The following is a 21,240-nucleotide window of genomic DNA, read 5'->3' on the forward strand; positions in this document are numbered from 1 at the left end:
GCGTCAGCTCCGTGTGGACAGCAGTTGCGACAGCGTGTGCGCTTCCGCTTGCAATTCCTTGGCCAGCGCGTGCGCGCGGGCGTCGTCCAGTTGTTCGGCCAGGCCCGCGGCCACCAGGGAATGCGTCATGCGCTTGTGGCTGTCGAGCACGGGCACGGCGATGACGACGACGCCGTTGATGTAGTGGTTGCGATCCAGGCTATAGCCCTCGCGCCGCACCGCGTCGATGTCGGCTTTCCACTCCGCATAGGCGGGCGCCTGATCCCAGCGCAACGCCTTGAATCGGCGTTCCAGTTCTTTGTCCGAGAGGTCTGAAAACGCGGCCACCAAACGGCCCGTTGCGCTGATCAGCGCGGGGAAGCGGCTGCCCACGTCCACGTGCAGACGGAAGGGCGCGGTCGAGCGCGACAGCGCCAGCACCACCATGTGTTCGCTGCCCGCCACTTCGACGCCGATGGCCGTGACGTTCGCGCTGCTGGACAGCTTGTCCAGCACCGGCTGCACCAACGCCGGGAAGGGGCTGCTTTCGATCACGCTGCGCGCCAGGGTCAACATGCCCACGCCCAGGCTGTAGCGCTTGGTGCCGGTGTCGACCTTCACCAAGCCTTCTTCCACCAGCACACGAAGTATGTGCAGGCAGGTGCTGGTGACCATGCCCAGCTCCTGCGAGATGGCCTTCAAGGTCATGGCCTCGCCGCCACGGCCCAGCAATCGCAAGATGGCGATTGACCGCGTTACCGCCGGCACGGGGCGCACGCGCGGCCCCGCTGCGGCGGTGGATTCCTGGGAACTGGCTTCACTCATCGGGCTCTCCGGTTTTTATTGCGGCAAGCATACCTTGCGCGGGACAAAACGCGTCCCTTAATTGCCGCCCGTAATTGTCTATATACAATCGATAAACGTCATTGACAATTTAAAAGCCCGCGCGCATAGTCGCTTCAACGGCTTGCCAGACCCACACAGGTACGACGACATGACGATGCTGACGCAGACCACCTCATACGCCGACGCGCAGGCGCTTTGCACTTCCGAGAAGCTTTGGGAGTTGTTCGATGGCAACCGCGACCGCATGAACATTGCGCACGAATGCATCGACCGGCACGCGCACAAGGACCAGCCCGCGATCATCCTGGTGCGTGCAACCGGCGCTGATGAAACCTTCAGCTTCCAACAGATCGCCCAGGCGTCCTCGCGCTTTGCGCACTACCTGGCGGATCAGGGCATCGGCGCCGGCGACCGCGTGGCCGTCATGCTGGAACCGTCGCTGGCGTTCTATGTGGCCATGTTCGGCGCCATGAAACGCGGCGCGATCGCGGTGCCGCTGTTCACCCTGTTTGGGCCGGACGGCATCCGGCTGCGCGTGCAGGATTGCCAGCCGCGCATGCTGGTCACCAACGCCGACAAGGCGCCGATGGTGCCGGCCGCCGACGACATGCGCGTGGTGATCGCGGACGACGCATTCCTGGCATCGCTGGACCGCTTCCCCGCGCAATACGACTGCAACACGCAAGCCGATGACCTGGCCATCTTCCAGTACACATCGGGCACCACCCGCGAACTGCCCGACGCCGTGCGCCACACGCATCGCGCGCTGGTCACGTTGATGCTGGCCGCGCTGTACGGCACCGGCGTGCGCCCCGGCGACCGCTACATGTGCCCGTCATCGCCGGCGTGGGGGCATGGCCTGTGGCACGGCACGCTCGCGCCCCTGGCGATGGGCGTGACCATCGGCGCCTATGCCGGCAAGTTCAACGCCGAACGCCTGCTGCAAGCCTTGCAGGACCACGCGTTCAACAACATCTCGGCGGCCGCCACGCATTACCGGATGATGCGCAACTCTGGCGCGGCGGGCCAATATCGCTACCAGATAGACAAGGTGTCTTTTACCGGCGAACCCATCGACAGCGAGACCTCTGCCTTTGTCCTGGCAACCTTTGGACGCCCGGTGTGCAGCATGTACGGCACGACGGAAATCGGCGTGTGCCTGGTGAACTACCCGGGCGCGCCAGACTTCACCGTCAAGGCGGGATCGCTGGGCAAGCCCGTGCCCGGCCTGCGCGTCCAGGTGCAGGATGCCAACGGCGCGCCCTGCCCGCCCGGGGTGACGGGCGAACTGAAACTGTGGCGACGCGACGCCTGGGTAGCCACCAAGGACTTGGGCCGCGTCGACGAAGACGGCTATTTCTGGCATGGCGGCCGCGCCGACGACGTCATCATTTCCGCCGGGTGGACGATGAGCGCCGTTGAAATCGAAGACGCCATCCTGAAACACCGCGACGTCACCGAAGCCGCCGCCATCGGCGTGCCCGACGCGCTGCGCGGCCAGGTCGTCAAGGCGTTCGTGGTGTCGGCCCGGCCGGGTGACGACGCCTTCGTGGAAGAAATCCAGAACACCGTGCGCAGCCAATTGGCGCAACACGAATATCCGCGCCAGGTGGTGTTTGTGCCTGAGCTGCCCAAGACGCCAGCCGGGAAGATTCATCGCCGCAAACTGCGCGAACAGGAACTTGCCGCGCCCTCCGCGAACATCAACGCCGCCACCTCCCCTGACACCCCTACCGACGGCTCCACCAACACCCCCACCAACAAAACACCCGCCGCGCCCGCCGCGCACGTATGACCCATCCCCAGGAGACATCATGCTGACCGAAACCAAACCGCAAGTGCAGCCCCAAGCCCAGGCCCCCACGAAGACCGAACGCAGCTTCCCGAAGATCACCGAGCGCGGCCTGGACGAACTGCGCGCGCGGATCGGCGTGAAGATCGGCGCCACCGCCGAACCGTGGTGCTACGAAGCCACGCGCGACAACATCCGCCACTACGCGCACGGCATCGGCGATGACAACCCGTTGTGGTCGGACCCCGACTACGCCGCCAAGACGCAGCATGGCGGCATCATCGCTTTGCCCAGCTTTTTGTTTTCCACCAGCCGCATCGTGTCGGGCTACGTGGGTGGCCTGCCCGGCGTGCACGCCATGTGGTCAGGGGCCGACTGGACCTGGCACAAGACCGTCAAGCGCAACGACGTGATCTCGACCGAAGCGCACCTCAAAGACCTGGTTGAACACCAGACGCGCTTTGCCGGCCGCGCCGTGCAACAGATCTATCACGTGGACTTCTTCAACCAGGACGGCGACAAGGTGGCCGAGGCCGACAGCTGGTGCTTTCGCACCGAACGCGACCACGCCCGCGAACAAGGCAGCAAGTACAAGGAAGTGCGCGCCCGCGAACCGCGCCGCTACAGCCCTGAAGAAATCAAGGAAGCGTACAAGCTGTACGCGCAGGAAGCAGTGCGCGGCGCCACGCCCCGTTACTGGGAAGACGTGAAGGAAGGCGAAGAACTGCCCGTGATGTTCAAGGGCCCCATGACGGTGACCGGCTTCATTGCCTACGCGCAAGGCTGGGGCGGCCTGTACATCCGCGCCAACAAGCTGGCCTGGCAACTGATTGACGCGCACCCGGGCGTGGGCATCACCAACCGCTTCGGCATTCCCGACGTGCCGGAACGCGTGCACTGGGAAGAGGAATTCGCGCTGGAAGTGGGCGCGCCGGGCGCCTACGACTACGGTCCCGAACGCAATTCGTGGTTGACGCATCACCTGACGAACTGGATGGGCGATGACGGCTTCCTGCGCAAGTCCACGTGCAAGATTCGCCGCCACAACCCCGAGGGCGACATGCTGTTCTTCAAGGGCCGCGTCAAGCGCAAGTACTTGGAAGACGGCCGGCACCTGGTGGAAATCGAACAGGAAGCGCGCAACCAGGACGATGAGTTGTCCGTGCTGGGCTCGGGCGTGGTTGAATTGCCCACCCGTGCGTAAGCCGTATCGCGCACATGGCCCTCATGACTGCATGATGCATGGGCGGCGCGGGCGCAGCGCGCGCCCCGCCGCCTGATTTCCGACGGCTGACCGGCCGCCGCTGCTTACCATGATCGCGCGCGGGTTTGCCGCCCGCGCGTCCGACATGACCAAACCGAGGTCAATGATGTCTGGTTCATCGGAGCATGCTGCACACGCCCCGCCCGCCCGCGCCGCTGGCGCGCTGGAAGGCATTCGGGTCATCGATCTATCCAGGGTGCTGGCCGGGCCGCTCTGCACGCAGATGTTGTCCGACCAGGGCGCCAGCGTCATCAAGGTCGAGCCGCCAGGCGGCGACGAAACCCGAGCGCTAGGCCCGCCCGTCAACGCGGACGGCGACGCGGCCTACTTCACCGCCGTCAACCGAGGCAAGCGCGCCATTGGCCTGGACTTGTCCTTACCTGGCGGTCGCGACGTGCTGCTGCGCCTGCTGCAAGAGGCCGATGTGCTGGTCGAAAATTTCTTGCCCGGCACCATGGCCAAGTGGGGCCTGGATTACGAAACAGATTTGAAGCCGCGCTTTCCCCAGCTGATCTATTGCGCCATTTCAGGCTTTGGCGAAGACGGCCCGCTGGGCGGCATGCCCGGCTACGACGCCATCCTGCAAGCCATGTGCGGCTTGATGAGCGTGAACGGTGACGCGGCCGGCGGCCCGACGCGCATCGGCATCCCCATCGTCGACCACCTGACCGGCTACACCGCGCAGTCGGGCATCTTGCTGGCGCTGTACCACCGCGCACGCACGGGCCAGGGCCAGCGCGTGGACGTGACCTTGTTCGACACCGCGTTAAGCCTGCTGGTGCCGCACGCGGCCAACTGGATGCACACGGGCCAGACGCCCGCGTTGATGGGCAGCGCGCATCCGAATATCGCGCCATACGACCGGTTTGCATGCCGCGACGGCGAGATTTTTCTGGGTGTGGTGAACGACCGCCAGTTCCGCAAATTCTGCGATTACGCCGGGTTGGGCGCCTTGCTGGAAGACGCGCGCTTTGCCACCAACCGCCAGCGGCTGGACCACCGCGACGCCTTGCGCGCCGCCATCGAGCAAGCGCTGGCCCACCGCACGCGTGCCGATTTCTGCCACGACCTGATGCGGCTGGGCGTGCCGGCCGGCCCCATCAACAGCGTGCCCGAAGCGTTTGAACAGGCGCACGCGGTGCATCGCGGCATGCGCGTGTCGCGCGACGGCTATCAAGGCATTGGTCCGGCCACGCGCTTGTCCGAAGCGCCCACGCGCATCGGCCGCCCCCCGCCCGGCTTTGGGCAACACACCGATGAAGTCTTGCGGCAAGCGGGGTATGACGACACGCACATCGCCGGCTTGCGGGAAGACGGCGTCTTGCCGCTCGGACCCGCGCGCAAGCGATAGCAGGCAACAGCAACGACGGCAGCAGCAGCAGCAGCAGCAGCAGCAGCAGCAGCAGCAGCACCGCGGCAACGGCAGCAGCCGCGTCCGCGGCATCACGACCCTATAAAAAAATCCAGGAGACCACCATGAAACCCTTACGCATGATCGCCGCGCTGGCGGCATCCGTTCTGTTCACACAGCCGGTGTCGGCCGCGGACAGCTATCCCTCAAAGCCGGTGCGCATCATCGTGCCCTACCAGGCGGGACAGGGCACCGACGTGGCCGCCCGGTATCTAGGCGAGTATCTGGCGCGCAGCATGGGCCAGCCGTTCATCGTCGAAAACCGGCCGGGCGCGGGCGGCAACATCGGCGCGTCCGAAGCGGCTCGCGCCGCCCCCGACGGCTACACCTTGCTGATGGGCACCAACGGCACGCACGTGCTGAATCAGTACATCTATGCGTCCACCAATTTCGACCCCGCGAAAGACTTCGCGCCCATCATGCTGGTCAGCTCGTTTCCGATGGTGTTGCTGACCGCGCCCGGCTCGCCCTACAACAGCCTGTCCGACCTGCAAGACGCCGCGAAGTCCAAGGCCGACAGCATCAATGTCGGCATGCCCAGCACCACGGCGCGGCTGGTGTTCGAATTGCTCAAGCAACAAGGCGTGGCCAGCATCCGAGGCATTCCGTACAAGGGTTCGGCAACCGCCACCACGGACCTGATGGGCGGCCAGGTGCAGCTGGGCATCGACACCGTCAGCGCCGCGCGCTCGTTCATTACCAGCGGCAAGCTGCGCGCGTTGGCCGTCACGTCGCTGAAGGAATCCGCCTTGTTGCCGGGCGTAAAGCCGGTGTCGGCGCAGGGCCTGCCCGACTTCCAGGTGATTGCGTGGAACGGCCTGTACGCCCCCAAGGGCACGCCGCCCGCCGTGGTGCAGAAGTTGAACGCGGAACTTGCCAAGGCGTTGGCGCAGCCCGAGGTGCGCCAACGCCTGCTGGAACTTGGCCACGAGCCCGGCGGCGGCACGCCCGCTGAACTGGAAGCCTTTGCGCGTAGCGAACGGCTGAAGTGGCAACCGCTGATCATCCAGGCCGGACTGAAAGCGGAATAGCCGCTCACCGCATTTGCTTTGACCCCCACGCCCGGGCCTCGCGCCCGGGCGTTTTGCATGGGGCTCGCATCCAGGGTTAACCCCAGCAGAATAAATACCTATAACCTCAGAGAATATAACTATCGCTAGCCCACCCGTCAGCCAATGTGCTGGCCCACCCGCTAGAAAACCCAAACCAGAACAACCCTCCGGGAGACAAACCATGGCGCTGCCCACCCTCAAGCATTTCATCAACGGCCAGTACGCCGAATCCACGGGCTCTGAATACTTCGACCTGATCAGCCCGGTCACCGCCCAGCCTATCGCCCGCTCTCCCAACGCCAACGCCGCCGACGTCGATGCCGCCTACGCCGCCGCCAGCGCAGCCTTCAAGATCTGGGGCCGCAGCACACCGTCCGCGCGCCAGCAGGCGTTATTGAAATTGGCCGACGCCGTCCAGGCCAACAGCGACCGCCTGGTCGAGGCCCAAAGCCGCAACACCGGCCAGCTCAAGCACCTGATCGCCTCTGAAGAAGTCGCGGTCTGCGTCGACCAGATCCGTTTCTTTGCCGGCGCCGCGCGCTTTCTGGAGGGCAAGGCCACGGGCGAATACATGGAAGGTTTGACGTCCAGCATCCGCCGCGAACCGCTGGGCGTGGTGGGCCAGGTCACCCCCTGGAACTATCCCCTGATGATGGCCGTCTGGAAGATCGCGCCGGCCCTGGCAGCGGGTAACACGGTGGTGCTCAAGCCCAGCGACACCACGCCCGAAAGCACCTTGCTGCTGGCCGAACTGGCCGCGCCGTTCTTCCCCGCCGGCGCGTTCAACGTGGTGCTGGGCAATGCCGCCACGGGCGCCAAGGTGGTGTCGCACAAGACCCCCGCGCTGGTGTCCATCACCGGTTCAGTGCGAGCCGGCCTGCAAGTGGCCGCGTCCGCCGCCGCCAACCTGACCCGCGCACATCTGGAACTAGGCGGCAAGGCGCCGGTCGTCGTCTTTGAAGACACCGACCTGGATCGCGCCGCGCAACACATTGCGCTGACGGGCTTCTTCAATGCGGGGCAGGATTGCACCGCCGCCACCCGCGTCATCGTGGCTGAATCCGTGCACGACGCGTTCGTCACCAAGCTGGTGGCCGCGGCTATCGACACCCGCTTTGGCGACCCCGACGATCAGGAGGCGCTGTACGGTCCGCTGAACAATGCCGCGCAGCTGGAACGCGTGCAGGGCTTCATCACCCGCCTGCCTGCCCACGCCCGCGTTGAAACCGGCGGCCGCCAGGCCGCGCGCGCCGGGTACTACTTCGAACCCACCGTCATCACCGGCCTGCAACAGCAGGACGAAGCCATCCAGACCGAAGTCTTCGGCCCCGTCATTACGGTGCAGAAGTTTGCTGGCGAAGAGCAGGCCATCGCCATGGCCAACGACGTGGAATACGGCCTGGCCGCCAGCGTCTGGACACGCGATCACGGCCGTGCGCAGCGCCTGTCGCGCGAGCTGGACTTCGGCACGGTATGGATCAACACGCACATTCCGCTGACCGCCGAAGCCCCGCACGGCGGCTTCAAGCGGTCGGGCTATGGCAAGGACTTGTCCGCCTATGGCTTCGAGGAATACACGCGCGTCAAGCACGTGATGAGCGCGCACGACTGACCGGGGAAACATCATGAGCACCCAACACACGCCCACCACCCAAGCCGATGCGCTGCGCGAACGCGTTGCCCGCGCGCACCATGAATTGTTCACGCTGCGCGACACCGGCGCGCTGGAACGCTATTTCTCGCCGCGCTTCATCGAGCATTCCCCCTTGGTCAAAAACGGGCTGGACGGCCTGTTCATGCTGGTCCAGGAACATCCCGACCTGAAGCACGAGGCCCACCGCGTGCTGGTGGACGGCGACCTGGTCGCCATCCACGGCCGCTACACCGGCCTGGGCGAACAGCCGCTGGTCGGCTTTGACATCTATCGCGTGGCCGACAACCGCATCGTCGAGCATTGGGATGGCCTGGTGCCCGAAGCGCCGCCCAACGCCAGTGGCCGCACCCAGCTGGACGGCCCGACGCAACCGCGCGCCGACCAGGACGTCGATGAAAACCGAGCGCTGGTGCTGGGCTTTTTCACGCGCGCCCTGATCGAAGGCGACTATCAAGCGTTCATCGACAACTGCAACGGCGAAGCCTTCCACCAGCACAGCCCGGACATTGCCGACGGCACGGCAGCCGTCATCGGCTTTCTGAACCAGCTGCGCGAATCCGGCCAGGGCCTGCAATACAGCCGCATCCATCGCTGCGTGGCCGAAGGCGACTTCGTGCTGACGCATTCCGAGGGCAGCATCGCCGACCAGCGCCACGCCTACTTTGAACTGTGGCGCGTGCAAGACGGCAAGGTCGTCGAACTCTGGGATGCCATCGCGCCCGTGCCCGACGACAGCCAGGCGCTGCATCGCCACGGCATCTTCTAGCGCCGTGGCATGATGCACGTTTTCCATTCGCGCCGGAGCCCCCCATGACCGCCCACGCCATCGTCTATGCACCGATTGGCCAAGGCACGCGCTCGGAGCAGGTCGTCGAACGCCTCAGCAACGCGATCGTCGCCGGCCTGCTGCATCCCGACGAGCAGCTGCCCAACGAGAACGAGTTGTCGCGCCTGATGGGCGTGTCGCCCGTAACCGTGCGCGAGGCCCTGAACACCTTGCGCGCGCGCCAGCTGATCGACACCCGGCGCGGGCGCAATGGGGGCAGCTTCGTGTGCCCCGTGCCGGCGCAGATGATGCACGACCGCCATCCGCTGCGCCTGGCCACGCCGGGCGATCTGGCCGACCTGGGCGAGCTGCATTGCGCCGTGATCGGCCACAGCGCCAAGCTGGCCGCGCGGCGTTCAACGGCTGACGATCACCGGCGCCTGGCGCAAGAGATCGACCAGTTCGAAGCGGCTAAGGCGGCGCAGGCGCGCGCGCAGGCGGACATGCGTTGCCTGCTGCTGCTGGCCACGCACGCGCAGTCGGCGCGGCTGGCCAACCAAGAGCTTGAAATCCAGGCGGAATGGGCGCCGCTGGTTGCCGCGTTGTATCCGCACGGGTCGGTGCACGCCGAGATGGTGGCGGCATATCGCCGGCTGCAAGCGGCGCTGCAAGCGGGCGACGATCTTGCCGGCAGCGCGCTTGCCCTGGACATGATCAGCACGCAGACGGACCACCTGCTTGAACACAAACTGCGGTTGGACGCCACGGCGCCGCCGCCACAACAGACCTAGGGCCGCTGAACGCCGGCGGCAACCTTGGCTACAGGAGACGGCAGATGAACGAAGACGCGCATATCGACCGGGCCCACGGCATTCTGGACTGCGTCGTGAACGACGCCCGGAACACCGCCGCCGCGCTGGCCGAGGCCGCCGCGCAGATTCTGTCGGGCCAGACCCCGACGCCCGGTAGCGGCCTGCGGCTGTCGGCGGACCATCGCCGCGCGCTGCAAACCCACATCCAGGTGGCGCTGCAACTGAACCCCTGGTGCAACGGCGCGGGCTTCGCCAGCTTTGAAGCGCATGCCGACACCGATGACGGCTACTGGACGCTGGAATGGTGGCAGCAAGAGGGGCGCTCCCTGCAACACGTGCCCCTGGAACGCAATCAGGAAACCCGGCGGCGGCTGGATTTTCGCGCGTTCGCCTGGTTCGACCAGCCCGCGCGCCGCCATCTTCCCGTTATCGAAGGCCCCTACGTGGACTACATCTGCAACGGCGCCTACACCATCACCGCCGCGCACCCCGTGCTGGTCCGCCAGGCGTTCGCCGGCGTGGCCGCCGTGGATGTTCTGGTCTCCACGCTGGACCGCATGCTGCTGCCCGCGTTGCGGCGCATCGGCAAGCCCGCGTTGGTGCTGAACGCGGATTCGCGCGTGGTCATGTCCACCGCCCACCGCATTCGCACCGGCAGCCTGTGGCAGCCGCAACACGGTGACCGCCTTATCGGCGCCCGCGGCGCGCTACGCCTGGCGGTGCTGCCCGCCCCGCCATCACACGCGGCGGGCGGCCACGCCGGCCAGCCCAGCCTGCCCGGACTGGCGCACAGCCCCGGCAGCTGAGGGGTCCGACGCGCCGGCACGACGCCCGCCCGCGCCCACGCCCCTTCCCTTAATTCTTTTCAATCCCTTGGCGCCCCCGCGCGCCGATGGCGCCGCCCGCGCTCACGCCCGGCGCGGATGGCGCACATCTTTACAAACCAGGAGACCCCCCATGAAGTGGTATCTGCAAGCCCTCAAACACTACGCCGTCTTCCAAGGCCGCGCACGGCGTCGCGAATATTGGTACTTCGTGCTGTTCCAGCTGATGGCCGTGTTGGCGATCTCGGCGGTGGAACGCGCGCTGGCCATCGCCAACCCTGAAATCCTGTTTGGCTGGTACACGGCGGGCTTTCTGCTGCTGACGCTGCTGCCCGCGCTGGCCGTCACCATCCGCCGCCTGCACGACACGGGCCGCAGCGGCTGGTGGGGCTTGCTGCATGCCGTGCCCGTCATCGGCACGCTGCTGTTGCAGCCCTTCATGCTGCCCGCCGGCGCCCCCGGCCGCAACCGCTTCGGCCCGGCCCCCACGGCCTGAGCCCTTTTCCGATTCCAGGAACATCGACATGACATTGAATCGACGCGAATTCATCCTCAAGACAGCGGCGGCCACAACGACGGCCACCGCCGTCGGCGCACTGGGCTTGTGGCCCGCGACCTCGCACGCCTTGACCACCGCCTACGCCAGTGTGCCGCCCCGCGACACCATGCTGCCGCCCGCCCAATTGCTGCACGATGCCCAGCCGATACCCACTCGGCTGGGCATTGATCCGCGCATCTGGAACTGGCGGCACGACGCCAAACCCACCGACCCCATGCCCGCCAACTACTACGAGGCCTCGCTGTCCGAGTGGCCCGCCTTCGGCCCGCTGCCGGGCGATGTGGACTGCGAAGTGGTCGTCATCGGAGGCGGCCTGCTGGGCGCGTCCACCGCCTTGCACCTGGCCGAAGCCGGCGTCGACGTGGTGCTGATCGAAAAAGACCATATCGGTTCGGGCGCATCGGGCCGTAACGGCGGCCAGATGACACCGGGCCTGGCGCGCTGGGAAGCGGGCACGATGCTGGACAACCTGCCGTTGGACGACGCGCGGCGGCTGTGGCGCTTTGCCTCGGTCGAAGCCATGGAAACGGTGGACGGCCTGCGCGAGCGCTACGGCTTCGACTGCGACCGCAAGCGCGGCCACGTCACGGCGGCGGTGCATGCGGGCCATATGGGCGCGCTGGTTGAAAATGCCGACGCGCGTCGGCGGCTGGGCGACGACGCCGTCAAGATCATCGGCCGGCATGAACTGAAAGAACAGTACGTGAAGTCCGACATCTATTTCGGCGCGGCCATCGACAGCGGCGGCGGCCAGGTGCAGCCCTTGGCGCTGCTGCGAGGTCTGATCCACGCCTTCGTCAAACTGGGCGGCCGCGTCTACGACAACACCGCCGCGCAAGCCATCGACGAATCGCCGGGCAATACGCGCGTGACCACGGCGCAAGGCGCCATCAAGGCACGCCGCGCCGTGGTGCTGGCGGTGCACAGCGCCACCTTCCAGTTCATGCCGGGTAGCTCAACCACCGTGCCGTTCTTCACCTACGTGGCCGTTACCCCGCCGCTGGGCGATACGCTGAACGCGCTGATCCCGTCCGGCCTGCCCATCTACGACACGCAGCTGCAAATCGACTACTACCGGCCGGTGCGCAACAACCGGCTGCTGTTCGGAGGCCAGGGCACCGGTAACTCGTGGTCGCCGCGCGACGTCAACAACTACCTGCTGGATCGCATCAAGACCGTGTTCCCGCAATTGGAAAACCCGGCGCTGGAATATTCCTGGAGCGGCATCAGCGACCTGACGCTGAACGGCGCGACCGACAGCCGCAAGAGCGCGGGCGATGTGCCCGTGTACATGGTGCACGGCTGGAGCGGCCACGGCGTGGCGCAAACGGTGCGCATCGGCCGCGCCATCAGCGATGACGTCACCGGCCGCAACACCGACTACGCCATGCTGACGCGCTTTGACCATGCGGGCATCCCGCTGGGACGCCACTTGTCGCCCGTGGCCATCCCGCTGATCAAGGGTGCGCTGGGTGTGATGGGCATCCTGAACCCGGCCGACATGGTGTCGTTCTAGCCGCGCGTCCTGGCGCCTGCCGATCAGGCCCCGGTCCAGGCGGCAGACCGCGCGCGGTCGCGGCCCATGATCGCTACCGTTACCGCCACCCACAGCAGCACCACGGCCAGCGCATAGGTCCACCGCATGCCCGCCGCCAACGCGGCGGGCGACGCGAACCGCAGGTCGACACTGCCGGCGCCCCACGCAAACACGGCGCCCATCAACGACGCGCCCGTAATGAACCCCAGGTTGCGCGACAAGTTCAAGACGCCCGACACCGCCCCGCGCTGATCCGCCTGCGCGCTGCCCATGACGGCGCTGCTGTTGGCGGCCTGAAACAGCGCATAGCCGCTGGTGATCACGGCCAGCGGCGCCACGTACCCCGCAATGCCAAAGGCGGCCGGCACCCACGGCAGCACCGCCGCGCCGGCGGTCATCGCCACCAAGCCGGCCAGCATCACGCGTTGCGCGCCAAACCGATCCACCGCCCGCCCGGCCGGCACCCCCACCAGCGCCGCGACGACAGGGCCGCACGACATCACCAGGCCTACCCCCGCGGTGCCCAGGCCCAACGCGCCGCCCAGGTAGAACGGCCCCACGACCAGCGTCGTCATCATCACGGTAGACACCAACCCGTTCGTCGCCACGCCCGCGCTTAACGCGGGTTGGCGAAACAGCGACAGTTGGATAAGCGGGGACGCTGCCCGAGCTTGACGCCACACGAACGCCCCGCCGGCCATGGCCGCCGCAGCAAGCAGCGCGGCATTGGCGGCCCCGAAGCCGCCACCGGCGGTCATCGCCAATGCGTAGGCGGCGATGCCGCACGCCAACAGCGCCGAGCCGGGCACATCGAAGCGTGCTCTTGAAGGCACGGCGTGCGGCGAGCGCATCGGGCCGCCTTGCGCGCCGTCTTTGGGCAAATGAACCCACGCCAGCCCGAATGCCAACACGCCCAGCGGCACGTTGATCAGAAAAATCCAAGGCCAGCCAAACGCCCCGATCAACAGCCCGCCCAACGTCGGCCCCAAGGCGGTACCGATGGCCGACATCGTCCCCATCAGCCCCATGACGCTACCCGTCTTCTCTTTGGCCACGGACGCGCTGGCGAACGCCATGGTCAGCGCCATCATGATCGCCGCACCCAGGCCCTGCACCGCGCGCGCCGCAATCAATCCGCCCAAGCCGAGCGACGCGCCGCAGGCCAGCGACCCCACGGTGAACAGCCCGATTCCCGCCAACATCAACCGCCGCCGTCCCAGCAGATCTCCCAGCCGCCCCACGCTGACAATCAGCGTGGTGATGGCCAGCAGGTAGGCCAGCACAATCCACTGCACGTCCTGAAAGCGCGCATCCAACGCCACTGACAGCGTCGGCAAGGCCACGTTGGCAATGCTGGCGCCCAGCGCGGGCAGCAACATGCATAAGGACAGGCACGCCAACAACCGGGGGGCAGGTCGGGGCGGCACAGGGACTGCGGGAGGAGTGGTGGGCATGATCGGGCCTGCAAGAAAGGCGGGACGCCAACACGGCGCCCTTACGCACATCCTAGGCGTGCGCCACACCAAGCGGAAGACGCAGCATTTGCACTGAATACCTGCACCGGACGCCATGTCAAAACTCCCGCAGCACCCGGCGGCATGCTACGTTTGCCGCATGGCCCATCCCGATCTGAATCTGCTTATCACGCTGGACGTGCTGCTGGACGAAGGCAGCGTGGCGCGCGCGGCGCGGCGCCTGCGTCTGAGCCCGTCCGCCATGAGCCGCGCCCTGGCGCGGCTACGCGACACCACCGGCGACCCGCTGCTGGTGCGTGCCGGACGCGGGCTGGTGCCCACGCCGCGCGCCCTGGAACTGCGCGGCCATGTTCATGGGCTGGTGCAGGCGGTGGAAGCGGTGCTGCGTCCCGCCGCGCAGCCTGACCTGGCGCGGCTGACGCGCACCTTTACGCTGCGCGCAAGCGACGGTTTCGTCGAAAATTTCGGGGCGCGCCTGCTCGCGCGCACCGCGCATGAAGCCCCTGGCGTGCGGCTGCGCTTTGTACAGAAAACCGACAAGGACAGCGCCCCACTGCGCGAAGGCAACGTCGACCTGGAAACCGGCGTGGTCGGCGACGCGGCCAGCCCCGAACTGCGCACACGCGCCTTGTTTCAAGATCGATTCGTTGGCGTGGTGCGCAAGGGCCATCCGCTGGCAGCCAGCAAGATCACACTGGCCCGCTATGCCAAGGCGCGCCACATTCAGATATCCCGGCGCAACCGGGACAGCGGGCCGGTGGACGCCGCATTGGCCACCGCAGGGCGGGAACGCAGCATCGCCACCAGCGCGAGCGGCTTTTCGGCCGCGCTGGCGCTGGCGCGCGGGTCAGACCTGATCGCAACCGTACCCGAGCGGCACACGGGCAGCCTGCGCAGCGGCATGCACACTTTCGCGCTGCCCTTCGCGATGCCACCCTTCACCGTGTCCATGCTGTGGCATCCGCGCATGGATGCGGATGCCGCTCACCGCTGGCTGCGGAGCTGCCTGCTGGACGCCGTCCAGCAGGACACCGCGGGATAGCGCGCCTACTTGCCCGCGCTGGCCGCCAGCGCGTCAAACGCCTTGTCCAAGCTGGCTAGCGACTGGTTGATGTGATCGCGGCGGTCCTTGATCCATTTTCCTTGCGCCGCCAGCTGTTCGCGCGCGGCCTTCACCATGCGTTCCATTTCCGCCGGCTGCGGGCCGCCGATGGTCGCGCGGTTTTTCACAATGGCCACGGGGTCCAGCGTGGCGCGGAACTCGGCTTCGCTCATGGGCAGCTCGTTGCCGTATTTGGAATCCTTCATCGCGTCGGCGTAAATGCGGCGCGCCTGGTCATACGGAAAGTCCAAGGGCTTGATGTTGTTGGCCTTGGCGTAGCTGACCACTTCGGACGCAAAGTGATGGCCGTCGCGGAACGGCAGCTTGTACTTGCGCATCAGCACGTCGGCCAATTCCTGCGACGCCGTCCAATCGCTGTTCAACTCTTCCAGCGCGCGGTCGGGGCTGATGACCATGGCGCGCAGCACGCGGTCCCAGCGCTTCAGCGCCGAAATGCCGCTATCGACCATCGCTGAATTCTGCTTCACGTCTTTCGGGTCGCTCATGCCGGGCGTGATGTTGTGCGTCTGGATCACGGGGCCCATCGCCAGCGTGATGGCGGTGGACGCATCGCTGCGCGTGTCGTTCAGCAACCCGGGGTTGCGCTTTTGCGGCATGGCGCTGGACACGTAGGTGTTGCCGCCGCCCTCTTCCAGCAGGATCCAAGGCCGCGACTGCGCGTACTGCGTCATGACGTCTTCAACAAAGTTACCGGTACGCAGCGCGATGCTGGTCACAATCGACGCCACTTCCACCGGCTGGTCCATCGACGAAATCTGCGAGGCGTCGTACGCGTTATCCACCAGCGCTTCAAAGCCCAGGTATTGCGCCATGCGCTTGCGGTCCAGCGGCCAGCTGGTGCCGTTCAGCACCGTGGTGCCCATCGGCGACCGGTCGATGCGGGCATAGGCCTCGCGTATGCGCTGCGCATCGCGCGCCAGCCCGGCCGCCTGGCCCAGCAGGTAGTGCCCATAGCTGTTGGGCTGCGCGGCAACGCCATTGGTGTAGTTCGGCACGACGGTGCCGGCATGCTTGGCCGCCAGCTCCACCAGCGTGGTCGATGTCTTGTTCAACTGGTCCGCCAGGTCCAGCAGCTTGTCACGCAGGATGGCGCTGCGGTAGGTAGCGTGCATGTCCTGGCTGGAGCGGCCGGCGTGCAGCAAGGTGATGTCTTCGCCGGCCGCCTTGATCAGCAGCGGTTCGAACGTGATGACGGTAGCGGGACGCTTGGCGCCCGGCTGGTTGCCGTCGTTGATGACCTTGGCCACGCCTGCCGCCAGGCGCGGCGCCATGGCCTTGTCCAACAAGCCTTCATCGGTGTTGATGACGGTGGTGGCCTTGTTGATCTCTCCCAACCAGAAGAAGGGGTCGCGCGGCGTCGGGGCGGCGACGGCTGGGGCGGACGCCGTGGCAGGCGCGGCGCCACCGGCGGCCGGGGCTGCTTGCGCCAGCGCGGCCTGCGCGCACACTGAAAGGACCAGGGCGGCGCCCAGGGTGGGAAGACTCTGTCTCATGGCGTTCTCGTTATGGGGTGGGCCGGTCAGTTTATGGAAAACCCCGGCGCTGGAAAACCCGCGATTTCACGGATAGGCGCGGCGGCCCCAAAAAAAATGCCCCTGCCATGGATCAGGCAGGGGCATGGCAGGCGCCGGCGCAGGCGGCATCATTGCGCCGCCCGCGCCGCTCCATCAGACGGCAGGGTCCAGACGCACCTGCACGCTGTCGGCGTTGTAGATCGCCGTGGCCTTGAAGCCCTTGACGGTCACGCCGTCGAACGTGCCGTGTACCTTGCCCGCGCGCAGCACCGTCAGCGTCGTACCCGCCTGCGGCGTGTAGCCCGGGCGGAAGTCGACGTTCAATTGCCCGGCCAAGGCCGCATCGGCCGTCACCGCGATCTGGCCGGCGTCAGCGTCGCCGATCCAGGTTTGCAGCGTGCCCGCCGACGTCTGCGTGTAGGGGCCTTGCACCTGCACGGCCTCGGTGGCGTTGAGGGCCAACGCGCCGCCACCCACATAGACCGCGCCTTGGCCCAAGGCCTGGGCGGCGTCGGCGCGCAAAACGCCCCCCGCCACCTGCGTGCCGCCCGTGTAGGTGTTGGCGCCCGCCAGCCCCAACGTTCCGGTGCCGCTCTTGGTGAGCTTGCCCGCGCCGCCGATATCGTTGCGCCACACGTCCAGCGCATGGAAGCCGCCTCGGCTGGCCGTCATGGTGACGTCCACGTCGCCGTTGAACGCGCCGTAGCCGTCGCCGGCCGCAAACAGGTTCAGCCGGCCGAAGCCCTCGGCGTCGTCAATGACGGGATAGCCCGACGGCAAGGCCGTGGTCTTGAGCACCACGCGGCGTTGCTCGGCGCTCAGGTAAGGCAAGCGCGTCTCCAGCATGACTTCCGCGCCCTTGGGCACGACGGCCGGCTTGCCGGTGTCGCCAATCTGCGTAAAGCTGAATGTCAGGCGACGGCGGTACTCGGCCTTGTTGGCCGCATGATCCGCGAAGCGGTCCTGGCTGACGTCCTGAGAGTGGGCGAACGCCAGGAACTGCTCGGGCGTGCTGGCGCCCACTGCGGCCATCAGCGTCTGGTGCGCCTGCGCATAAGCGACCGACCGCGTGCCTTCGCTGGCGGCATAGATGTTGCCCAGCGCGGACGCCTGGCCCAACACGCGCCCGCTGATCACATCCAGCGGCGAATGCATGCCGGCAATGATGCGGCTTTCGCCCAGTTCCAGGCCGCGCGCCAGCAGTTCGTGGAAGCGTTCCGGCACCAGGTAGGCCATGCCGATTGCATTGCGCACGGACTCGGCGGTATGGCCGCTGGGGTAGCCGCCGTCGGTGGGCGCGGACGTGCTCTTGGCCGGTTCCAGCGCCGGCACGACCTGCACGCTGGCGCTCCAGCGCCACGGGCGCGCGTACTTGTAGAAGCGCTTGCTGGGTTCAGTGGACGCATTGCCGCCCATGCTGTTCACAAAGTCGATGACATCGCCGAAGGCCGGGTTGGCCGCGCCGCCCACCCCCGTGTTGTTGCCGGTGTCGTCGTACTTGACGGTGGTGGCGTCGGGCGCCACGTCGTTGATGCTGGTGGTCTGCTGCGCCGCCGTGCGCCATGCCGCCGTCAGCGGCCCCAGGCCATCCGTCACGCTGTAGTTCTTGCCACGACGATCGTCCAGGTAGGCCGCCTTGGCCTGCTCGGGCGTGCGCTTGGCGGTGGTGCGCACCACAAAGTCGATGTTCTCGTCGTGCACGGCTTTGTTCTTCACGCGGCCATCGGTGGCGTCGCCCGGTATGCCCGTCCAGTCCGACGCGATGATGCCCGGGAAGCCGTCGGCGCCGGCGGCGGTGACGCCCGCGTCCACCAGGCGCGTGCGCGGTTCCCAGATGTCCAGGAAGCCGCTCAGCACGCGCACCCCGGCATTGGATTCCAACGTGGCGTAACGCGGATCGCCGCGCTGGTTCGTGGCGGCAAAATCCACGAACGCGGGCGCATCCGGAACGGGTGCGGTATCGACGCGACCCAGGCCGGCAGGAGGTGCCGGCACCACGTAGGCAACGTCGTCATTCTGTTGCGGGGCGTCGGTGTCGTTATCGTCGTCGCCGCCGCAGGCGGACAGGGCAAGGATAACGGCCAGGGACGTGGCGCGCAGGGCATAGGCGGGAAGCCCCCTGCGCGAGGGTCGTGCTTGGATCATGAGCGTTCAGCCAACGGTTTGCAGAACGCCGCATGGTAGGTAGCTATTGTTTACGCGCGATGACAGGCGGCGCGGCGCTTGTCATCGCGCGTGGAGCCGTGCGTTGGTATATGCCTGCCTGCACGGCGCGCCGTCAGCCCGGGTCTGCCGGGGCCATGCCCGAGATATACGGGTCAAAAAAACTGGCCGCGCTCATGCCGGGTATGTATTGATCCGAGATATACGCGCGGCACCGCTGCATGAACGCCTGCGTCAGCCGCGACGGCTTCATGGGCTTGTAGGTGGCCAGCCCAAGCAGCATCGGACGGTGCTCGCCGGCCAGGCGCAGGCGTACCAGGCGCTTGCCGTCCAGCGATTGCGTCGACCTGGGGCGCACGTTGAACAGCGCATACCCGATGCCGTTGGCCACCATCGACCGCACCACGTCTTCAGACCGCGAGCGCGCCACGATATTGGGTTCCAGCCCCGACTTGGAAAACAGCGACAGGAAATATTCGCGGCTCATGGGCAGGTCCAGCAAGACCATGGGCAGTTGCGCCAGCTCGTCCAGCGTGACCGCAATTTGCTGCGCCAAGGGATGCAATTCGCTGACCAGCACGTGCGGGGGCATATGGGCCAGCGTTTCAAAGCTGATCTCTTCGCCCAGTTGCAGGTCATACGTGATAGCCACGTCGACGTCCAACGTATGCAGCTTGTTGATGAGCTCTTGCTGGTCGCCCTCTGCCATATGCAGTTCGACTTTCTCGAACGCGCGTGAAAAACCGAAGATGACTTCGGGCGCGATCATGGCCGCCAGCGGCTGAAAACAGCCCACGCGCAGCACGCCCTGCATCATGTCGTTCGAATTGGAGGCAATCTCGTACAGCTTGGTCGCGCGTTCCAGCAGGTCTTCGCATTCCTGCATGACCTGCATGCCCAACGGCGTCAGCGCCAGGCCCTTGGACGGATGCCGCACGAACAGCTGCACGCCCAGTTCGGTCTCGATGTGGGCGATGGCCGCCGAAATGGATGGCGGTGAAATATGGATCTGGGCCGACGCCGCCGCGATACTGCCGTGCTTGGCAGTCGCCACGAGGTATTCCATCTGGCGCAAGGAAATGCGATTGAGCATGGTCCAACTTGAGCAAACAAAGAATGTTGCACAGTATCCGGTCTACCCGTGGCGGCGGGCAACAGTTTCCTCGGTGGGCCATGGCAGCCGGGATGGCCGCCGCCGGTTCACAGGTCCCCGGGCACGCCGAAGCTGGGCGCGTCGCGCGGGTCACGTGCGCGGGTGACGTAAGCGGCAACCTGGGGCTGGTAGATCTTCCAGGCGTCGTACAGGGCCTGCACCGGGTCGGATTCCACCCAGTCCAGTCGCAAGTCGACGATGGGCCAGTCCAGATCCTGATAGACCAGCACGCCGGCGGAATGCACGGGCCCCGCTTCGCCGCCGGCGGCCTGGCCGGCCAGCAAGGCCTGCATCAATCGCTCGGCCAGCTCGCCCTGCGCTTGCTCGAAGGCGGCGAGCATGGCGTGCGGCACGTCGGTGCTGGCCAGCATATTGCCCGCGCAGGCGGCATGTTCGCCCGCCGCGCTGGCCAGGACGCCCAAGGCGCTGGCGCCGGTGTAGATGGCAGGCGGATGCGAGGCGTCGATGGCCATCAATTGGCGATACGCAATAAAGGGACGCGCCTGCATATCTTCAAGCGCCTGTTGCGGGCTGCGCCCCGCCGCCATCCGGTCCAAGGTCAGCGGCCCCAGGGCGGGGTCGGTGATGTTCTGGCTGACGGCGGCGCCCACGCCCGCGCGAGCCCGAATGCAGCGCGACGCCACGGCCGGCGAAGACGAGGAAACGGCCGCGCCGAACTGGCCGGTAGCAGGGCAACGGGCAATGATGGAAAAGGTCATGTCGATGAGTTCGGGTCGATGAGTTCGGGTCGATGAGGTCAGGTCGAGGAAGTCATAGCGTAGGGATGGCGTCGATGCCGTGGCGTCGACACCGTCGCGGCTGCCTGCCCGGTATCCATCAATCCGGGATCACGGCGGTGGCGTCGATCTCGACCAGCCATTCCGGCCGGGCCAAGGCCGACACCACAATGCCGGTGGACACCGGGTAAACCCCCTTCAGCCAGCGTCCCACCACGCGGTAGACGGCCTCGCGATAGCGCGGGTCGATCAGGTAAATCGTGATCTTGCAGATGTCTTGGATCTCGCCGCCCGCTTCCTTGAGCAGCATGGCGATGTTCGCCATGGCCTGCTCGGCCTGGCCGGCGGCGTCGCCAATGCTCACGCTTTCAGAGGTGTCCAGGTTCTGGCCGATCTGTCCCCGCAGGAACACGGTGCTGCCCCGGGCCACCACGGCCTGGCACAGGTCGTTATCCAGGTTCTGCTCCGGGTACGTGATCTTGGTATTGAAGGTGCGAATGCGCGTGTGTTTCATGGCGGCAAGAAGGGTGAAGGAGGCTGGTATCGGGAACGTGGCGCCGCAAGCGTGCAGCGCGTTGC

General features: G+C 66.6%; 18 protein-coding genes. 11 read left to right on the plus strand and 7 right to left on the minus strand.

Features of this window, described 5'->3' with window-relative positions; translation table 11 throughout:
- Window positions 1-3: 3 nt before the first annotated feature.
- Window positions 4-804 carry an IclR family transcriptional regulator gene (locus AC0Z35_RS04000; protein WP_104141841.1) on the minus strand — a complete coding sequence of 267 codons (801 nt, stop codon included), beginning with the start codon at window positions 802-804 and terminating at the stop codon, window positions 4-6.
- A gap of 169 nt (window positions 805-973) precedes the next feature.
- Between AC0Z35_RS04000 and AC0Z35_RS04005 the strand changes: the two genes are divergently transcribed.
- The 10 genes from AC0Z35_RS04005 to AC0Z35_RS04050 all read left to right on the plus strand — a co-directional run bounded on the left by AC0Z35_RS04005 (window position 974) and on the right by AC0Z35_RS04050 (window position 12,475).
- On the plus strand, window positions 974-2,620 hold the full coding sequence (locus AC0Z35_RS04005; RefSeq protein ID WP_485131309.1) for an acetate--CoA ligase: 1,647 nt from the start codon (window positions 974-976) through the stop codon (window positions 2,618-2,620).
- 19 nt (window positions 2,621-2,639) lie between these two features.
- A complete protein-coding gene (locus AC0Z35_RS04010; protein ID WP_485131308.1) occupies window positions 2,640-3,821 on the plus strand; it encodes an FAS1-like dehydratase domain-containing protein in 1,182 nt (393 codons plus the stop codon).
- Between the two features lie 163 nt (window positions 3,822-3,984).
- Window positions 3,985-5,232, plus strand: a complete 1,248-nt coding sequence (locus tag AC0Z35_RS04015) for a CaiB/BaiF CoA transferase family protein (RefSeq protein ID WP_485131307.1) — start codon at window positions 3,985-3,987, stop codon at window positions 5,230-5,232.
- 125 nt (window positions 5,233-5,357) lie between these two features.
- Window positions 5,358-6,323 (plus strand): Bug family tripartite tricarboxylate transporter substrate binding protein, encoded by a 966-nt coding sequence (locus tag AC0Z35_RS04020; RefSeq protein WP_485131306.1) that lies wholly within the window; start codon window positions 5,358-5,360, stop codon window positions 6,321-6,323.
- Window positions 6,324-6,525: 202 nt separating this feature from the next.
- Window positions 6,526-7,956: a gamma-aminobutyraldehyde dehydrogenase gene (locus tag AC0Z35_RS04025; RefSeq protein WP_120157038.1), complete on the plus strand. Its 1,431-nt coding sequence runs from the start codon at window positions 6,526-6,528 to the stop codon at window positions 7,954-7,956.
- 13 nt (window positions 7,957-7,969) lie between these two features.
- Window positions 7,970-8,764 (plus strand): nuclear transport factor 2 family protein, encoded by a 795-nt coding sequence (locus tag AC0Z35_RS04030; protein WP_046806652.1) that lies wholly within the window; start codon window positions 7,970-7,972, stop codon window positions 8,762-8,764.
- A gap of 44 nt (window positions 8,765-8,808) precedes the next feature.
- Window positions 8,809-9,555, plus strand: a complete 747-nt coding sequence (locus AC0Z35_RS04035; RefSeq protein WP_485131305.1) for a FadR/GntR family transcriptional regulator — start codon at window positions 8,809-8,811, stop codon at window positions 9,553-9,555.
- Window positions 9,556-9,599: 44 nt separating this feature from the next.
- Window positions 9,600-10,382, plus strand: a complete 783-nt coding sequence (locus AC0Z35_RS04040; protein WP_485131304.1) for a cache domain-containing protein — start codon at window positions 9,600-9,602, stop codon at window positions 10,380-10,382.
- Window positions 10,383-10,533: 151 nt separating this feature from the next.
- Window positions 10,534-10,896 carry a DUF805 domain-containing protein gene (locus AC0Z35_RS04045; protein WP_046806655.1) on the plus strand — a complete coding sequence of 121 codons (363 nt, stop codon included), beginning with the start codon at window positions 10,534-10,536 and terminating at the stop codon, window positions 10,894-10,896.
- Between the two features lie 169 nt (window positions 10,897-11,065).
- Window positions 11,066-12,475, plus strand: coding sequence for an NAD(P)/FAD-dependent oxidoreductase (locus AC0Z35_RS04050; protein WP_205571639.1), 1,410 nt, complete (start codon window positions 11,066-11,068; stop codon window positions 12,473-12,475).
- A gap of 23 nt (window positions 12,476-12,498) precedes the next feature.
- Here AC0Z35_RS04050 and AC0Z35_RS04055 read toward each other — a convergent pair whose 3' ends face one another.
- Window positions 12,499-13,875 (minus strand): MFS transporter, encoded by a 1,377-nt coding sequence (locus AC0Z35_RS04055; protein WP_485131303.1) that lies wholly within the window; start codon window positions 13,873-13,875, stop codon window positions 12,499-12,501.
- A 235-nt stretch (window positions 13,876-14,110) separates the two neighbouring features.
- Here AC0Z35_RS04055 and AC0Z35_RS04060 point away from each other — a divergent pair, with 235 nt between their 5' ends.
- Window positions 14,111-15,013, plus strand: coding sequence for a LysR family transcriptional regulator (locus tag AC0Z35_RS04060; RefSeq protein ID WP_485131302.1), 903 nt, complete (start codon window positions 14,111-14,113; stop codon window positions 15,011-15,013).
- Between the two features lie 5 nt (window positions 15,014-15,018).
- Here the strand turns inward: AC0Z35_RS04060 and AC0Z35_RS04065 are convergent, their stop codons facing one another.
- The 5 genes from AC0Z35_RS04065 to AC0Z35_RS04085 form a co-directional block, all read right to left on the minus strand.
- Entirely contained in the window at window positions 15,019-16,587 is a 1,569-nt protein-coding gene (locus AC0Z35_RS04065) for an argininosuccinate lyase (RefSeq protein WP_485131301.1), read from the minus strand.
- Between the two features lie 174 nt (window positions 16,588-16,761).
- On the minus strand, window positions 16,762-18,753 hold the full coding sequence (locus tag AC0Z35_RS04070) for a phosphatase PAP2 family protein (RefSeq protein ID WP_485131300.1): 1,992 nt from the start codon (window positions 18,751-18,753) through the stop codon (window positions 16,762-16,764).
- Between the two features lie 133 nt (window positions 18,754-18,886).
- Window positions 18,887-19,864 carry a LysR substrate-binding domain-containing protein gene (locus AC0Z35_RS04075; RefSeq protein WP_104141821.1) on the minus strand — a complete coding sequence of 326 codons (978 nt, stop codon included), beginning with the start codon at window positions 19,862-19,864 and terminating at the stop codon, window positions 18,887-18,889.
- Between the two features lie 107 nt (window positions 19,865-19,971).
- Window positions 19,972-20,643, minus strand: a complete 672-nt coding sequence (locus tag AC0Z35_RS04080) for a DUF1028 domain-containing protein (protein WP_046806662.1) — start codon at window positions 20,641-20,643, stop codon at window positions 19,972-19,974.
- 118 nt (window positions 20,644-20,761) lie between these two features.
- A complete protein-coding gene (locus AC0Z35_RS04085) occupies window positions 20,762-21,175 on the minus strand; it encodes a RidA family protein (protein WP_120157045.1) in 414 nt (137 codons plus the stop codon).
- Window positions 21,176-21,240: the final 65 nt, after the last annotated feature.

The organism is Achromobacter sp. 1L-A-4-B-C2 (assembly GCF_057291955.1).

Excerpts from the sequence above, each read along its gene's own strand:
- AC0Z35_RS04000 (WP_104141841.1), bottom strand. The coding sequence starts at position 804 with ATGAGTGAAGCCAGTTCCCAGGAATCCACCGCCGCAGCGGGGCCGCGC.
- AC0Z35_RS04005 (WP_485131309.1), top strand. The coding sequence starts at position 974 with ATGACGATGCTGACGCAGACCACCTCATACGCCGACGCGCAGGCGCTT.
- AC0Z35_RS04010 (WP_485131308.1), top strand. The coding sequence starts at position 2,640 with ATGCTGACCGAAACCAAACCGCAAGTGCAGCCCCAAGCCCAGGCCCCC.
- AC0Z35_RS04015 (WP_485131307.1), top strand. The coding sequence starts at position 3,985 with ATGATGTCTGGTTCATCGGAGCATGCTGCACACGCCCCGCCCGCCCGC.
- AC0Z35_RS04020 (WP_485131306.1), top strand. The coding sequence starts at position 5,358 with ATGAAACCCTTACGCATGATCGCCGCGCTGGCGGCATCCGTTCTGTTC.
- AC0Z35_RS04025 (WP_120157038.1), top strand. The coding sequence starts at position 6,526 with ATGGCGCTGCCCACCCTCAAGCATTTCATCAACGGCCAGTACGCCGAA.
- AC0Z35_RS04030 (WP_046806652.1), top strand. The coding sequence starts at position 7,970 with ATGAGCACCCAACACACGCCCACCACCCAAGCCGATGCGCTGCGCGAA.
- AC0Z35_RS04035 (WP_485131305.1), top strand. The coding sequence starts at position 8,809 with ATGACCGCCCACGCCATCGTCTATGCACCGATTGGCCAAGGCACGCGC.
- AC0Z35_RS04040 (WP_485131304.1), top strand. The coding sequence starts at position 9,600 with ATGAACGAAGACGCGCATATCGACCGGGCCCACGGCATTCTGGACTGC.
- AC0Z35_RS04045 (WP_046806655.1), top strand. The coding sequence starts at position 10,534 with ATGAAGTGGTATCTGCAAGCCCTCAAACACTACGCCGTCTTCCAAGGC.
- AC0Z35_RS04050 (WP_205571639.1), top strand. The coding sequence starts at position 11,066 with ATGCTGCCGCCCGCCCAATTGCTGCACGATGCCCAGCCGATACCCACT.
- AC0Z35_RS04055 (WP_485131303.1), bottom strand. The coding sequence starts at position 13,875 with ATGTTGCTGCCCGCGCTGGGCGCCAGCATTGCCAACGTGGCCTTGCCG.
- AC0Z35_RS04060 (WP_485131302.1), top strand. The coding sequence starts at position 14,111 with ATGGCCCATCCCGATCTGAATCTGCTTATCACGCTGGACGTGCTGCTG.
- AC0Z35_RS04065 (WP_485131301.1), bottom strand. The coding sequence starts at position 16,587 with ATGAGACAGAGTCTTCCCACCCTGGGCGCCGCCCTGGTCCTTTCAGTG.
- AC0Z35_RS04070 (WP_485131300.1), bottom strand. The coding sequence starts at position 18,753 with ATGATCCAAGCACGACCCTCGCGCAGGGGGCTTCCCGCCTATGCCCTG.
- AC0Z35_RS04075 (WP_104141821.1), bottom strand. The coding sequence starts at position 19,864 with ATGCTCAATCGCATTTCCTTGCGCCAGATGGAATACCTCGTGGCGACT.
- AC0Z35_RS04080 (WP_046806662.1), bottom strand. The coding sequence starts at position 20,643 with ATGACCTTTTCCATCATTGCCCGTTGCCCTGCTACCGGCCAGTTCGGC.
- AC0Z35_RS04085 (WP_120157045.1), bottom strand. The coding sequence starts at position 21,175 with ATGAAACACACGCGCATTCGCACCTTCAATACCAAGATCACGTACCCG.